This window comes from Pseudomonas sp. GZD-222, from assembly GCF_049310525.1.
GTDB lineage: Bacteria > Pseudomonadota > Gammaproteobacteria > Pseudomonadales > Pseudomonadaceae > Aquipseudomonas.
Window position 1 is genome coordinate 1 of the sequence record NZ_JBMOWO010000003.1, and the last position, 13,102, is coordinate 13,102.

At 63.8% G+C, this 13,102-nt stretch carries 14 protein-coding genes and 1 riboswitch; of the genes, 12 read left to right on the plus strand and 2 right to left on the minus strand.

Annotated features, from left to right (window positions below):
- Positions 1-63: 63 nt before the first annotated feature.
- A complete protein-coding gene (locus ACO6VD_RS00220) occupies positions 64-1,380 on the minus strand; it encodes a PQQ-dependent sugar dehydrogenase (RefSeq protein ID WP_422416212.1) in 1,317 nt (438 codons plus the stop codon).
- 68 nt (positions 1,381-1,448) lie between these two features.
- Positions 1,449-2,027, minus strand: a complete 579-nt coding sequence (locus ACO6VD_RS00225) for a hypothetical protein (protein ID WP_422416213.1) — start codon at positions 2,025-2,027, stop codon at positions 1,449-1,451.
- Positions 2,028-2,175: 148 nt separating this feature from the next.
- A riboswitch (cobalamin riboswitch) is annotated at positions 2,176-2,400 on the plus strand.
- 165 nt (positions 2,401-2,565) lie between these two features.
- Between ACO6VD_RS00225 and cobO the strand changes: the two genes are divergently transcribed.
- The 12 genes from cobO to ACO6VD_RS00285 all read left to right on the plus strand — a co-directional run bounded on the left by cobO (position 2,566) and on the right by ACO6VD_RS00285 (position 13,047).
- On the plus strand, positions 2,566-3,177 hold the full coding sequence (cobO, locus tag ACO6VD_RS00230; RefSeq protein WP_400173420.1) for a cob(I)yrinic acid a,c-diamide adenosyltransferase: 612 nt from the start codon (positions 2,566-2,568) through the stop codon (positions 3,175-3,177).
- The gene (locus ACO6VD_RS00235; protein ID WP_422416215.1) at positions 3,174-4,469 is read left to right on the plus strand and encodes a cobyrinate a,c-diamide synthase; all 1,296 of its coding nucleotides are present in this window, start codon (positions 3,174-3,176) and stop codon (positions 4,467-4,469) included. Before cobO ends, ACO6VD_RS00235 begins: the two co-directional genes overlap by 4 nt.
- Positions 4,466-5,113 (plus strand): 5,6-dimethylbenzimidazole synthase, encoded by a 648-nt coding sequence (gene bluB / locus ACO6VD_RS00240; RefSeq protein WP_400173418.1) that lies wholly within the window; start codon positions 4,466-4,468, stop codon positions 5,111-5,113. Before ACO6VD_RS00235 ends, bluB begins: the two co-directional genes overlap by 4 nt.
- A complete protein-coding gene (gene cbiB, locus ACO6VD_RS00245) occupies positions 5,113-6,021 on the plus strand; it encodes an adenosylcobinamide-phosphate synthase CbiB (RefSeq protein WP_400173417.1) in 909 nt (302 codons plus the stop codon). Before bluB ends, cbiB begins: the two co-directional genes overlap by 1 nt.
- On the plus strand, positions 6,014-7,006 hold the full coding sequence (gene cobD / locus ACO6VD_RS00250) for a threonine-phosphate decarboxylase CobD (protein ID WP_422416218.1): 993 nt from the start codon (positions 6,014-6,016) through the stop codon (positions 7,004-7,006). The genes cbiB and cobD overlap by 8 nt, the downstream gene beginning before the upstream one ends.
- On the plus strand, positions 7,003-8,457 hold the full coding sequence (locus ACO6VD_RS00255; RefSeq protein WP_422416219.1) for a cobyric acid synthase: 1,455 nt from the start codon (positions 7,003-7,005) through the stop codon (positions 8,455-8,457). Before cobD ends, ACO6VD_RS00255 begins: the two co-directional genes overlap by 4 nt.
- A 1-nt stretch (position 8,458) precedes the next feature.
- Positions 8,459-8,980, plus strand: coding sequence for a bifunctional adenosylcobinamide kinase/adenosylcobinamide-phosphate guanylyltransferase (gene cobU, locus ACO6VD_RS00260; protein WP_422416220.1), 522 nt, complete (start codon positions 8,459-8,461; stop codon positions 8,978-8,980).
- Positions 8,977-10,032 (plus strand): nicotinate-nucleotide--dimethylbenzimidazole phosphoribosyltransferase, encoded by a 1,056-nt coding sequence (gene cobT, locus ACO6VD_RS00265; protein ID WP_422416222.1) that lies wholly within the window; start codon positions 8,977-8,979, stop codon positions 10,030-10,032. Before cobU ends, cobT begins: the two co-directional genes overlap by 4 nt.
- Entirely contained in the window at positions 10,029-10,598 is a 570-nt protein-coding gene (cobC, locus tag ACO6VD_RS00270; RefSeq protein WP_422416224.1) for an alpha-ribazole phosphatase family protein, read from the plus strand. Before cobT ends, cobC begins: the two co-directional genes overlap by 4 nt.
- Position 10,599: 1 nt before the next feature.
- Entirely contained in the window at positions 10,600-11,328 is a 729-nt protein-coding gene (locus ACO6VD_RS00275; RefSeq protein ID WP_422416225.1) for an adenosylcobinamide-GDP ribazoletransferase, read from the plus strand.
- A 149-nt stretch (positions 11,329-11,477) separates the two neighbouring features.
- Positions 11,478-12,590 (plus strand): glycoside hydrolase family 5 protein, encoded by a 1,113-nt coding sequence (locus tag ACO6VD_RS00280; RefSeq protein WP_422416256.1) that lies wholly within the window; start codon positions 11,478-11,480, stop codon positions 12,588-12,590.
- A gap of 52 nt (positions 12,591-12,642) precedes the next feature.
- Positions 12,643-13,047 carry a MarR family winged helix-turn-helix transcriptional regulator gene (locus ACO6VD_RS00285; RefSeq protein WP_400173410.1) on the plus strand — a complete coding sequence of 135 codons (405 nt, stop codon included), beginning with the start codon at positions 12,643-12,645 and terminating at the stop codon, positions 13,045-13,047.
- Positions 13,048-13,102 lie beyond the last annotated feature (55 nt).

The window sequence follows — 13,102 nt, forward strand, 5'->3', positions numbered from 1 at the left end:
TTATCATCCCCCTCCTCGTCCCATTTCTTTTATCGCGCTCCCTTCCCCCCCCCCCCGATGCGGTTACTGGGCTTTACTCACCCGCCAGATCTTGTTGCCGACATCATCGGCCACCAGCACACCACCGCGTTGATCGTTGATCACCCCCACCGGCCGCCCCATGGCCTTGCCTTCGTCATTGAGAAAGCCTGTCAGCAGGTCGATCGGCTTGCCGGCCGGTTTACCGGCGGTGCTGAATGGCACGAAGATCACTTTGTAGCCACTGTGCGGCTTGCGGTTCCAGGAACCGTGCTGACCAATGAATGCACCTTGCTCAAAGGGTGGCGGCAATACGCCGGGCTCAGCAAAGGTCAGACCCAGTGAGGCGGTGTGCGGCCCTACGGCGTAATCAGGCGCAATGGCTTTGGCGACCAGTTGCGGATCCTGCGGGCTGACCCGTTCATCGACGTGCTGGCCGTAATAGCTGTAGGGCCAACCGTAGAATCCACCGTCCTTGACCGAGGTGATGTAGTCGGGCACCAGATCGCTGCCGATCTCGTCCCGTTCGTTGACTGCGGTCCACAATTGTCCACTATGCGGCTCCCAGGCCATGCCATTGGGATTGCGCAGGCCCGTGGCAAACAGGCGCTTCTGGCCGTTGGCCGGATCGACTTCCCAGATGGCGGCGCGGCCTTTTTCCTGGTCCATGCCGTTCTCACCGACATTGCTGTTGGAGCCGACGGTAACGTAGAGCTTTTTGCCGTCGCGGCTGGCGATGACGTTCTTGGTCCAGTGATGGTTCAGCGGGCCACCGGGTAGTTCGGCCACCAGTGTGCCAGGCGAGGTAATCGCAGTAGCCCCGGGCTGGTACCGAAAGCGTAGGAGGCGGTCGGTGTCGGCCACATAGAAATCGTTGCCGACCAGGGTCATGCCAAACGGGGAATTGAGGTTTTCGATAAAGGTCGTGCGGGTTTCGGCCACGCCATCATTGTCGCTGTCGCGCAGCAGGCTGATGCGGTTGGCGCTGGGCACGCCGGCACCGGCGCGGCTCATCACCTTGCCCATCACCCAGCCACGAATGCCCTTGCCGTCCTCGGGCTTGGGCGGGGCGTTGGTTTCTGCCACCAGAACATCGCCATTGGGCAGGACATACAGCCAGCGCGGGTGATCCAGGCCTTCGGCGAAAGCGGTCACCCGGGTACCGGGCGCGGCCACCGGCTTCACGCCTTGAGGCCAGCCGATGGCCGGGGCGATGTTGACGGTGGGGATCAGGGTCTTGTTCGGCTCGGGTAGTTGTGGCGATGGCCCGAATCCATCACTGACCTCCAGGCGGGCGGTCTCGCCGCAGCCGCTCACGGCTGCAGCCACTGCCAGCAGCAAGGCTTTCCGGGTCATGTGCATGGCGTTGCCCTCGCAAAGTTGGCCTCTGTTGAAAGTAGAGGCGCGCAACATGCGCGAGGTTCCGTTGCTCAGGCCTGCTTGAGCAGCAGTGCGACCCCCGGATGGTACTGTCCGGCTTCGTTGTGCAGCTTGCGGTAGGCATAAGGGAAATACCAGGCAATGGCACAGGCGGTGTGTTTTTGCAGGTCGTCAACCAGGTCCTGGAGTTCTTCGGGGCTGGCGTGTTGTCCGGCCTTCCAGGGGCTGGCAAACAGGGCGGCGACCTTGAGCTGGCTGGGGGCAGCCACCTGGCGCGCGGCAAACACGGTTTCCTGCAGGGCGTTGTGCAGGTCCAGGCGGGCTATGCGCGGCCAGCGCTGGCTGGCTTGCAGGTAAGCGGCTTCTTCGCGGTTGGCGATATACAGGTCGCAGTAACCTTCACGCTCACCTTCGTCACGCTGCTTTTTGCTCTGGTGATGTTGCAAGGTGATCAGCTCGGCTTGCCAGGCCGCGGCCGAGAGCACGCCGAGGTTCGCTTGGGCGCCGTGCCAGTAAGGGGCCTCACCGTCGCCCAGAGTCTGGTTGCAGCGGTCGATGCATTCGACCCAGCGTTCCAGGGCCGGGCGCAGGAATTCCAGGCGCGGGTTATTAATGATCAGACCTTGCATGCCGCTCTCTCCTTTATAGTTGTAATCGAGATAGCCAAAATATGGCTATTTGATATCACTGTTGTCAGGGTGGCACAAGATGACAAAGACGCCATTGATCCAGGCCAGTGCTGCGCCTTTCATTGACGCTCCGGATGCAACCCTCTAACCTTCGCGACTTGTTTCAGGTGCTCTGTGGGCTGTGGCCTGGCAGGGTGAAACAGGGAAGCCGGTGGGCGCGCAATCGCGTGCGAGTCCGGCGCTGCCCCCGCAACGGTAGGTGAGTCAAGGCTGCGCACGGCCACTGGGTGATCGCACCCGGGAAGGCGCGCGACCCTGGGTGTTCATGGCCCCGCTCACAAGCCCGGAGACCGGCCTGTAACAGCCAACGGCATCACGGAGGGTGATGCGCGTACCCTTCGGCCTGTGCCGCAGCCCTGCGCGTTTCTCCGTCTGCCTTATCCATTCATCTGTTGCCATCTCTTTGCCGCGAACGCTGTGCAGCCCTGTGCTGCTAGGCTCGTTGCGAACGGATTGACAGGGCTATGCGGAGACTTCGATGACTGAATCCACTGAGCGTGACGAACGCCACCTGGCACGTATGCTGCGCAAGAAGGCGGTAATCGACGAGCGTATTGCCAACGCCCCCAACGAATGCGGCTTGCTGCTGGTGCTCAGCGGCAACGGCAAGGGCAAGAGCAGTTCGGCCTTCGGCATGCTCGCCCGGGCTATGGGCCATGGTATGCAGTGCGGCGTGGTGCAGTTCATCAAAGGCCGCAACAGCACGGGTGAAGAGTTGTTCTTCCGGCGCTTTCCCGAGCAGGTGCGCTATCACGTGATGGGCGAGGGCTTCACCTGGGAAACCCAGGACCGCCAGCGTGACATCGCCGCGGCAGAGGCCGCCTGGGCGGTCTCGCGCCAGTTACTGCAAGACCCGACGATCACCTTTGTGGTGCTCGATGAACTGAACATTGCCCTCAAGCACGGCTATCTCGACCTCGAACAAGTGCTCAGCGACCTGCAGGCGCGTCCACCGATGCAGCATGTGGTGGTCACCGGTCGCGGGGCCAAGGATGAAATGATCGAACTGGCCGACACCGTCACTGAGATGGGCATGATCAAACACGCCTTCCAGGCCGGCATCCGTGCCCAGAAGGGCGTTGAGCTATGAGTGACACGCGCCACTGTCCGGCGGTGCTGATTGCCGCCCCGGCCTCGGGCCAGGGCAAGACCACCGTGACCGCCGCGCTGGCGCGGCTGCACCGCAATCTTGGGCGCAAGGTGCGGGTGTTCAAATGCGGCCCTGACTTTCTTGACCCGATGATTCTCGAACGGGCCAGCGGTGCCCCGGTGTACCAGCTTGACCTGTGGATGGTCGGTGAACAGGAAAGCCGGCGGCTGCTCTGGGAAGCCGCGGGTGATGCTGATCTGATCCTGATCGAAGGGGTCATGGGCCTGTTCGACGGTACGCCGTCGAGCGCCGATCTGGCGCGTCACTTCAACGTGCCGGTGCTGGCGGTGATCGACGGCACTGCAATGGCCCAGACCTTCGGCGCCCTGGCCCTGGGCCTGGCGCGTTATCAGCCGGACCTGCCTTTTGCCGGGGTGCTGGCCAACCGGGTCGGCACCCTGCGTCACGCCCAGTTGCTTGAAGGTAGCCTGACCGAGGGGCTGCGCTGGTACGGCGGCCTGTCGCGGGAGACCGGGATCGAATTGCCGAGCCGGCATCTGGGTCTGGTCCAGGCCAGCGAACTCAATGATCTGGATGCTCGCCTGGACGCCGCGGCAGCAGCCCTGGGTGCCAGTTGTGAGTCGTCCTTGCCTCCGGCAGTGGCTTTCGCAGCACCGACCCCGCAAGCCATCGAGCCCTTGCTCGACGGGGTGACGATCGCCGTGGCCCGGGATGAAGCCTTCGCCTTCACCTATGGCGCCAACCTCGACCTGCTGCGGGCCATGGGCGCCGAGCTGAAGTTCTTTTCGCCGCTGCATGACCAGGTGCTGCCACAGGCTGACAGTCTCTACCTGCCGGGTGGCTATCCGGAACTGCATCACCAGGCGCTGGCTGCCAATGATTCGATGCTTACCGCGATCCGCAGCCATCATCAGGCGGGCAAGCCGTTGCTCGCCGAATGTGGCGGCATGCTCTACCTGCTCGATGCCCTCACCGATGTCGCCGGGGCGCGTGCCGAGTTACTGGGATTGCTGGAGGGCGAGGCGGTAATGCAGAAGCGCCTGGCAGCCTTGGCGCTGCAAGCCGTCGAGCTGCCCGAGGGCACCTTGCGCGGGCACACCTACCACCACTCGCTGACCACGACTGCACTGCAGCCGATTGCCCGCGGACACAGCCCCAACGGTGGCCGTGGCGCTGAGGCGGTCTACCGCAGCGGACGACTGACGGCGTCCTACGTGCATTTCTACTTCGCCTCCAACCCGCAAGCGGCGGCGGCGCTGTTGGCATCATGAGCGACCAGGCTTTCAGCGAGGCCGAGCGCGCGGCGGTTTACCGGGCCATCGGCGAGCGGCGCGACATGCGCCACTTCATCAAAGGCGAGGTAGCGCCCGAACTGCTGGCGCGCCTGCTTCAAGCGGCGCATCAGGCGCCCAGCGTCGGTCTGATGCAGCCCTGGCGCTTTATCCGCATCACCGATCGCGATCTGCGCCAGCGCATCCAGGGGTTGGTGGAAGCGGAGCGCGTGCGTACCGCCGAAGCCCTGGGCGAGCGCTCGGATGAATTCATGAAGCTCAAGGTCGAAGGTATCAGCGACTGCGCCGAAGTGCTGGTGGCGGCCTTGATGGACGACCGCGAGAAACACATTTTCGGTCGCCGTACTTTGCCGGAGATGGACCTGGCCTCGTTGTCGTGTGCCATCCAGAACCTCTGGCTGGCGGCGCGCGCCGAAGGTTTGGGCATGGGCTGGGTTTCATTGTTCGAACCCCAGGCGCTGGCCGAGCTGCTGGGTATGCCGAGTGGCGCCAAGCCGCTGGCGATTCTCTGCCTGGGCCCGGTGCAGGCGTTCTACCCGGCACCGATGCTGGTGCTGGAGGGCTGGACCACGGCGCGGCCGTTAAGCGACATGCTGTTTGAAAATCAGTGGGGAGAGTCTTGATGAGTGTGGCGTTGCTGACCGTTGCCGGAGTTGCGCTGGATGCACTGTTGGGGGAGCCCCAGCGCCGGCATCCGCTGGTTGCCTTCGGCCGTCTGGCCGGGCGCCTGGAGCAGCGCTTCAATGCGGCGGGCCGTGGCTGGCGCAGCCATGGTGTGACGGCCTGGTTCCTGGCGGTGATTCCTCTGACCTTATTGGCTACCTTGCTGTCCTGGCTGCCCTATATCGGCTGGTTGGTGGAAGTGCTGGCCCTGTATTGCGCCTTGGGTTTGCGCAGCCTGGGCGAGCACGTGACCCCGGTGGCCGACGCCTTGCGTCGCGGTGACCTGGACGAAGCGCGCCGTCGCGTGGGCTTTCTGGTCAGCCGCGAAACCCGCGAGCTGGACGACACTGCCGTGGCTCGCGCGGCCACCGAGTCGGTGCTGGAAAACGGCAGCGATGCGGTATTCGCCGCACTGTTCTGGTTTGTCGTGGCCGGGGCGCCGGGTGTCGTGCTCTATCGCCTGAGCAATACCCTGGATGCGATGTGGGGCTACCGCAATGAACGCTTCGAGCGCTTCGGCTGGGCGGCTGCGCGGATCGACGACCTGCTCAACTACATTCCTGCCCGGCTGGTGGCGCTGACCTACGCGTTGCTTGGCAAGACCCGTCTGGCCCTGTCGTGCTGGCGCCGCCAGGCACCGCTGTGGGACAGCCCCAATGCCGGTCCGGTGATGGCGGCTGGTGCCGGTGCGCTGGGCGTGGAGCTGGGTGGCCCGGCGGTGTATCACGGTGAACTGCATGAACGTGCGCAACTGGGCGAAGGCCCGGTGGCGGATGCCGATGCGATTGAACGTGGCTGGCGCCTGGTGTGCCAGGGCGTGTGGTTGTGGTTGCTGCTGTTGTGTCTGGGAGCTGAATTCTATGCTTGAGCACGGTGGGCGCCTGCAGCGCGCAGTGCAACACTACGGTATTGCCCGGGAACACTGGCTGGACCTGTCCAGCGGCATTGCGCCCTGGTCCTATGACATTCCGGAGATTCCGCTGCGTGCCTGGGCGCGCTTGCCGGAAACCGACGACGGTCTGGAGCAGGCTGCAGCCGAGTATTACCGGGTCAAGCAAGTACTACCGGTAGCGGGCTCACAGGCCGCGATCCAGGCTTTGCCGCACCTGCGCGCACGCGGCACGGTGGGCGTACTGTCGCCGTGTTACGCCGAACATGCCGAGGGCTGGCGGCGTGCTGGGCATCAGGTGCTGGAGTTGCAGGGCGAGCACGTCGACGACCTGCTCGACAGCCTCGATGTGCTGGTCGTGGTCAACCCGAATAATCCCACCGGCTGTTTGCTCAAGGCTGAGCAGTTGCTGGACTGGCATGCCCGCCTGGCGCGGCGCGGCGGCTGGTTGCTGGTCGACGAAGCCTTTATGGACAACACCCCGCAGTACAGCATTGGCGCCCATGCCGAACGCCCGGGCCTGATCGTGCTGCGCTCGTTTGGGAAATTCTTTGGCCTGGCGGGTGTACGGCTGGGCTTTGTCCTGGCTGAGCCTGAATTGTTGCAGCGCCTGGCCGAACTGCTGGGGCCCTGGACCGTCAGCGGGCCCACACGGATTCTGGGTCAGGCCTGCCTGCTCGACAGCGCCGCCCACCAGCGTCAGATTGCTCGTTGCGCGGCGGCCAGCCGGCAGTTGGAAACCTTGATCAGCGCTGCGGGCTTTAGTCCTGACGGTGGCTGCGATCTGTTTCAGTATCTGGTCACCGATCAGGCTGAGCAGTTGCATGAGTTCATGGCCCAACGGGGCATTTTGCTGCGTCTGTTCAACCAGCCCGCCAGCCTGCGCTTCGGCCTGCCGGCCACAGCAGCGGATTTTCAGCGCCTGCAACAGGCTTTCAACGATTACCGCAAGGAGCAGTCATGAGTACCCTGATGGTGCAGGGCACCACCTCCGATGCCGGCAAGAGCACGCTGGTTACCGCGCTGTGTCGCTGGCTGTTGCGCCAGGGCGTCGCGGTGGTGCCGTTCAAACCGCAGAACATGGCGCTCAACAGTGCCGTGACCGCAGACGGCGGCGAAATCGGCCGGGCCCAGGCTGTGCAGGCGCAGGCGGCCGGGCTGGCGCCGCATACCGACATGAACCCGGTGCTGCTCAAGCCCAACAGCGACACCGGTGCCCAAGTGATCGTCCATGGCCGTGCGGTTACCAGCATGAACGCCGTGGCGTATCACGATTACAAGGTCATCGCCATGCAGGCGGTACTGGATTCACACCAGCGCTTGCGTACGCAGTACCCGGTGGTGATGGTCGAGGGCGCGGGCTCACCTGCGGAGATCAACCTGCGTGCCGGTGATATCGCCAACATGGGCTTTGCCGAAGCGGTGGACTGTCCGGTGATCCTGATTGCCGACATCAACCGTGGTGGGGTGTTCGCCCATCTGGTCGGTACCCTGGAATTGCTCTCGACCAGCGAACAGGCGCGGGTCAAAGGCTTTGTCATCAACCGCTTTCGCGGTGACATCGCCTTGCTGCAGCCAGGCCTGGACTGGCTTGAGGCGCGCACCGGCAAGCCGGTGTTGGGCGTGCTGCCCTATGTGATGGATCTGCACCTGGAAGCCGAAGACGGCATCGACCAGCGCCAGGGTGACAAGGCCGCGCGTGCACTCAAAGTGATCGTGCCGGTGCTGCCGCGCATCAGCAATCACACTGATTTCGACCCGCTGCGCCTGCACCCACAAGTCGACCTGCAGTTCATCGGCCCTGGCGATCCCATTCCGCCCGCGGACCTGATCATCCTGCCGGGCTCCAAAAGCGTGCGCGGCGATCTGGCGCAGTTGCGTGCCCGTGGCTGGGACCAGGCCATCAGTCGCCATCTACGCTATGGCGGCAAGGTGCTGGGTATCTGCGGCGGTCTGCAGATGCTCGGTCAGCGGGTGGACGATCCACTGGGACTGGAAGGGGAGGCTGGCAGCAGTGATGGGTTAGGCCTGCTCGACTTCGTCACCGTACTGGAGGCGCATAAGCAGCTGCGCAACGTCGCCGGTACCTTGCAGCTGGAGCAGGCGCCGATCAGCGGCTATGAAATCCATGCCGGCGTCACACAAGGCGCGGCGCTGCAGCGTCCTGCGGTGCAGTTGGCAGAGGGGCGCAGTGACGGTGCGATCAGTGCCGACGGACAGATCCTCGCCACTTACCTGCATGGCCTGTTCGAAAGCCCGCAATCCTGCGCGGCGCTGTTGCGCTGGGCGGGCTTGCACGAGGTCGAACACGTCGATTACCAGGCGCTGCGCGAACGCGATATCGAGCGCCTGGCTGACCTGGTCGAGCAGCACCTGGATACCACGCGTCTACGTCAACTGTGCGGACTGAACTGACATGCTCAACCTGATTCTCGGTGGCGCCCGCTCCGGCAAGAGCCGCCTGGCCGAACAGCTGGCCGAGCGCAGTGGCTTGGCCGTTACCTACATCGCTACCAGCGAACCGCTGGATGGTGAAATGAATGCCCGGGTGCAACTGCACCGTGAGCGCCGACCGTCCACCTGGGGGCTGGTTGAAGAACCGCTGGCCCTGGCGCAGGTCCTGCGCGTCAATGCCAGCGCCGAGCGTTGCCTGTTGGTGGACTGCCTGACTCTGTGGCTGACCAACCTGCTGATGCTGGACAACCCCGAGCGACTGCTGGCCGAGCGTACCGCGTTGCTCGAGTGCCTGGCCGAGTTGCCCGGCGAGATCATTCTGGTCAGCAACGAGACTGGCCTGGGCGTGGTGCCGCTGGGTGAGCTGACCCGCCGCTACGTCGATGAAGCCGGCTGGTTGCATCAGGCGATTGCCGAGCGTTGCCACCGCGTGGTGCTCACCGTCGCCGGCCTGCCCCTTACCCTGAAAGGAACTGCACCATGACTCAGAACTGGTGGCTTGATGCCTGCCGCGTCGTTGATCTGGCTGCCTGCGAGCAGGCCCTGGCGCGTCAACTGCAATTGACCAAGCCGGCTGGCTCGCTGGGGCGGCTGGAACTGGTCGCGGTGCAGCTTGCTGGCTTGCAGGGGCAACTCAAACCCTGCCTGGACCAGGTCAGTATCGCGATCTTCGCCGGCGATCATGGTGTGGTCGCTGAAGGTATCTCGGCCTATCCCCAGGCCGTGACCGGGCAGATGCTGCAGAACTTTGTCGGCGGTGGTGCGGCAATCAGCGTGCTGGCGCGTCAGTTGAATGCGCAGCTGGAGGTAGTAGACCTCGGTACCGTCGATCCGCACTTGAACCTGCCAGGGGTGCGTCACCTGCGCGTGGGGCCGGGCACGGCGAACTTTGCCCTGGCCCCGGCAATGACCCGTGAGCAAGGGTTGCAAGCGCTCCAAGGCGGGCGTGAGAGTGCCTTGCGTGCGGCGGCCAGTGGTGCCCAGCTGTTTATTGGCGGCGAGATGGGCATCGGCAATACCACCGCCGCCAGTGCCTTGGCATGCGCGTTACTCAAGTGTCCGGCCAGCGAGCTTAGCGGGCCGGGTACCGGGCTGGATGCCGCTGGCGTTCAGCACAAGGCTGAGGTCATCGCGCGCGCGTTGGCGCTGCATGGCGACCTGTCGGGGGACCCGTTGCAGTCGTTGTTGTGCTTTGGCGGGTTTGAAATTGCCGCCTTGGTCGGTGCCTACTTGGGGTGTGCCCAGGCCGGCGTCGCCGTATTGATTGACGGCTTTATCTGCACCGTTGCGGCATTGCTCGCGGTGAAGATCAATCCCGGTTGTCGTGACTGGCTGTTGTTCGGTCACTGTGGTGCCGAACCCGGGCACCGGCGGGTGCTGGCCGAACTGGATGCCGAGCCGGTTCTGGAACTCGGTTTGCGTCTGGGCGAGGGCAGTGGAGCGGCACTGGCGGTGCCGGTTTTGCGTCTGGCCTGTGCCCTGCACGGGCAGATGGCGACTTTCGCCGAAGCCGCTGTGGCAGACCGTCCGGCATGATCATCGACCTCCTGCGTCACGGCGAAACCGAGCTCGGTGGCGGCCTGCGCGGCAGCCTGGATGATGCGCTGACAGCCAAGGGCTGGGGGCAGATGCAGGCGGCGGTGGAGGGGGCTGGGCCTTGGCAGGCGCTGATCAGTTCACCCTTGCAACGCTGTGCACGCTTTGCCCAGGCACTGGGTGAGCAACTGCACCTCCCACTGCAACTGGCGCCGGGGTTACAGGAGCTGCATTTTGGCGAGTGGGAAGGGTGCAGTGCCGCCGAACTGATGCTCACCCATGAACAGCAACTGGGACGGTTCTGGTCGGATCCCTATGCCTTCACGCCACCCGGCGGCGAGGCGGTGATCGACTTCTCCGCTCGGGTGCTGACAGCCATTGCCGACTTGCACCGGGAGCACACCGGCAAGCACCTGTTGCTGGTCACCCATGGTGGCGTGATGCGTTTGTTGCTGGCGCGGGCCAGAGGTTTGCCTCGAGAGCAGTTGCTGCAGGTCGAAGTCGGCCATGGCGCCTTGTGCCGACTTGAGGTGCTGGCCGACGGCAGCCTGCGGGAAGTGCACTGAGATGCTCGCGTTCTGGATTGCCTTGCAGTTTCTCAGCAGCTTGCCGGTGCGTCTGCCGGGGATGCCGAGACCTGAACAGATGGGCCGCTCGCTACTGTTCTACCCGGTGGTGGGACTGCTGTTTGGCGTGTTGCTGTGGGGGCTGAACACGGTACTCGACGGCAGTCCGTTGTTGCTGCACACAGCGTTGCTGCTCAGCGCCTGGGTACTGCTCAGTGGTGGCCTGCATCTGGATGGCCTGGCCGACAGTGCCGATGCCTGGCTGGGCGGTTTCGGCGACCGCGAGCGAACCCTGGAGATCATGAAAGACCCGCGCAGCGGGCCGATTGCCGTGGTAACCCTGGTGTTGGTGTTGCTGCTCAAATTCTGCGCATTGCTGGTGCTGGTGGAGCGTGATCAGGGGCTGTTGCTGATACTCGCGCCGTTACTAGGCCGAGCGGCAATGCTGGGGCTGTTTCTGTCCACGCCGTATGTACGGGCAGGAGGGTTGGGCCAGGCGCTGGCTGATCACTTGCCACGGCAGACGGGGGTATGGGTGCTGCTGGCCAGCTGCGTCTTGTGCGTGTTTCTGGCGGGTCTGCAAGGTTTGTATGTTCTGGTCGTCACGGCTGTGGCTTTTTTCTGGTTACGTCGCGTGATGATTCGGCGCTTGGGCGGGACAACCGGTGACACGGCGGGAGCGCTCCTGGAATTGCTGGAGTTGACGGTTTTACTCAGCCTGGCGCTGTAATTTCCAGCATTCATGGGGCCCTTTCCCCTGGCAGTGCAAGGCGTATGCTGCGCCTTCTTTGTCGGGGGTGGTGGCATATGAAGGGATTACTGCAAGGCGGGCTGCTGGCCCTGTTCTGTTGGTTTGGCAGCGCCAAGGCTGCCGACCTGATCGAGTTCTGGGATGTCCCTCGTTACGGTGGCAACAGCTTCAATCGGCTGCCACCTGATCAGGCGTACTTCCAGGCGCTCGAGGACTATGGCGCGACCTGGGTGCGCCTGTCTTACGACAAGTGGCAGCCGGCCGGTCGCGATTTTCTCCTGGGCGATGCTGATGGCTACAAGGGGCTGGTCGCCGAAGATCTGCTGCAACTGCGCAAGACTCTCGATGCTGCCCATGCCGCCGGCCTCAAGGTAGTCATTGCGCCGCTTTCTCTGCCAGGCATGCGCTGGGCGCAAAACAACCATGACCGCTTCGACGACCGCCTGTGGCAGGACAAGGCTTGGTGGTCGCAATCGGCAGCGTTCTGGCGCGATCTGGCTGCGGCGCTCAAGGACCATCCGGCAATCGCCGCCTATAACCTGATCAACGAGCCGGCGCCGGAGAAAATGGGCGGGCTTGCCGAGCATGCGCCGGCGGCAGACATGCGCACCTGGTATCAGCAGCAGCAGGGCAGTGCCCGTGACCTGCCGGCCTTGTACGCGCAGATCATTGCAGCTATTCGCGAAGTGGACCCGTTGACGCCGGTAATGGTCGACGCCGGCTGGTACGCCGGCGCCGATGCCTTTGCCTACTGGCCGGGTGCGTTGGCGGATTCGCGCGTGCTCTACAGCTTTCACATGTACGAACCCTACGAAGCCACCAGCGCACCGAACATGAACCGCGTAACGCCTTACGCCTACCCCGGGTCGGTGAAATTTGCCGGTCAGCAGCAAACATGGGACCGCGCCAGGGTCGAGGCTTACTTGCAAAGCCCCTTGCAATGGGCGCAAACGCATAACGTGCCTACCCGCCGTCTGGTGGCCGGCGAGTTCGGTTGCATGCGCCGCTTGCCGGGTTGCCGACAGTACCTGGAGGACGTGCTGGTGACGCTTGACCAGGCAAAACTGCACTGGGCGTTTTACAGCTTTCGTGAGGATAGCTGGGACGGCATGGACTATGAGCTGGGCAGCGCCAAGGTGCCCTGGGCCTATTGGCAGGCCATAGAGCAAGGGCTTGCGGACCCGATCAAACGCCAGGTGACGCCGGCGTTCGAGCCGATTCGCAAGCGCCTGCAGCCTTAATCTGATCAGGAAATGCTTGCTCTGGGAATTATGCGGGTATATACACGTAATCATGTTGACCAGTGAATGCATCTGTACCCACCTGCGTCGTGCTGCCCGTGGGGTCAGCCGGCACTATGACGAGGCCCTCGAAGGTTTTGGGATCAATGTTGCGCAGTTTTCTCTGCTGCGCCATTTGCGTCGTCTCGACCAGCCGAGTATTTCGACCCTGGCCGAAGCCATGGGCCTGGACCGCAGCACCCTGGGACGTAACCTGCGGGTGCTGGAAGCCGAAGGGCTGGTGGCGCTGGCCGAAGGCCGCGATCTGCGCAATCGGCTGGTGCTGCTGACCGATCAGGGCCGCGAGCGTTTGCAGGTGGCCGAGCCGGCCTGGGAAAAAGCCCAGACAAGCTTGATCGATACCCTCGGTGAAGGGCAGCGCGATGAACTGGTACGCCTGCTCGAGCTACTTGCCTGAGCTTTATCCGACTTAAAGCGGGTATATACCCGTATAACCTTGCGGCGTTGTGGAG

What these genes read in the sequence shown, in the direction of transcription:
- ACO6VD_RS00220 (WP_422416212.1), bottom strand. Translation starts at nt 1,380, where the DNA reads ATGCACATGACCCGGAAAGCCTTGCTGCTGGCAGTGGCTGCAGCCGTG.
- ACO6VD_RS00225 (WP_422416213.1), bottom strand. Translation starts at nt 2,027, where the DNA reads ATGCAAGGTCTGATCATTAATAACCCGCGCCTGGAATTCCTGCGCCCG.
- cobO (WP_400173420.1), top strand. Translation starts at nt 2,566, where the DNA reads ATGACTGAATCCACTGAGCGTGACGAACGCCACCTGGCACGTATGCTG.
- ACO6VD_RS00235 (WP_422416215.1), top strand. Translation starts at nt 3,174, where the DNA reads ATGAGTGACACGCGCCACTGTCCGGCGGTGCTGATTGCCGCCCCGGCC.
- bluB (WP_400173418.1), top strand. Translation starts at nt 4,466, where the DNA reads ATGAGCGACCAGGCTTTCAGCGAGGCCGAGCGCGCGGCGGTTTACCGG.
- cbiB (WP_400173417.1), top strand. Translation starts at nt 5,113, where the DNA reads ATGAGTGTGGCGTTGCTGACCGTTGCCGGAGTTGCGCTGGATGCACTG.
- cobD (WP_422416218.1), top strand. Translation starts at nt 6,014, where the DNA reads ATGCTTGAGCACGGTGGGCGCCTGCAGCGCGCAGTGCAACACTACGGT.
- ACO6VD_RS00255 (WP_422416219.1), top strand. Translation starts at nt 7,003, where the DNA reads ATGAGTACCCTGATGGTGCAGGGCACCACCTCCGATGCCGGCAAGAGC.
- cobU (WP_422416220.1), top strand. Translation starts at nt 8,459, where the DNA reads ATGCTCAACCTGATTCTCGGTGGCGCCCGCTCCGGCAAGAGCCGCCTG.
- cobT (WP_422416222.1), top strand. Translation starts at nt 8,977, where the DNA reads ATGACTCAGAACTGGTGGCTTGATGCCTGCCGCGTCGTTGATCTGGCT.
- cobC (WP_422416224.1), top strand. Translation starts at nt 10,029, where the DNA reads ATGATCATCGACCTCCTGCGTCACGGCGAAACCGAGCTCGGTGGCGGC.
- ACO6VD_RS00275 (WP_422416225.1), top strand. Translation starts at nt 10,600, where the DNA reads ATGCTCGCGTTCTGGATTGCCTTGCAGTTTCTCAGCAGCTTGCCGGTG.
- ACO6VD_RS00285 (WP_400173410.1), top strand. Translation starts at nt 12,643, where the DNA reads ATGTTGACCAGTGAATGCATCTGTACCCACCTGCGTCGTGCTGCCCGT.